Origin of the sequence: Pseudomonas sp. MWU12-2319, from assembly GCF_023242525.1 — a bacterium.
GTDB classification, from domain to species: domain Bacteria; phylum Pseudomonadota; class Gammaproteobacteria; order Pseudomonadales; family Pseudomonadaceae; genus Aquipseudomonas; species Aquipseudomonas gingeri_D.
Genome location: NZ_JALJES010000073.1, coordinates 1 through 453 on the forward strand (window position 1 = coordinate 1; position 453 = coordinate 453).

A 453-nucleotide genomic window follows, 5' to 3' on the forward strand; every position below is an offset into this window, starting at 1 on the left:
AGGGATGGAAAGCGGTTCGTCGTACTCAAGATGCAGGTCGGACAGAACGCGAATCTTCACGACGCGGATCTCCTCAATGCGGTTCCCGGTGCATCTGAGTATGGAGGCTACTGATCAAACCCACATGAATCAGGTTTGGCCTGGGATACTGGGTCTAGTAATCACCTGATCCACGCTGCCGGCTACTGTCAGAAATGACAGGACCGATAAATGGTATTGAAAACACCATATAACCTGTGGACCGGCAGTCAAACCGTGCTCGCGCTCCCCTCAAATATCGCCACTATCTCAGCATCCAGAACCTCCGAAACCTCCACGTCGAACGCCGCATGGGATAGCATTCCTCGCCGCTTGGAGGCTGCGACGTGAACACGTTTGGCAATGGGTATGCTTGCTCTACCTGCGACAGCATCGGACAAAGCTTCGTAACGGGCGTCCATGCGCATATCACAA

The 453-nt window shown here is 53.6% G+C and carries 1 protein-coding gene; it reads right to left on the reverse strand.

The features are described 5' to 3' along the window. Positions 1–248 precede the first annotated feature (248 nt). The coding region (locus tag M5C01_RS32805; RefSeq protein WP_248764479.1) for a hypothetical protein at positions 249–453 on the reverse strand (205 nt) is incomplete at its 5' end.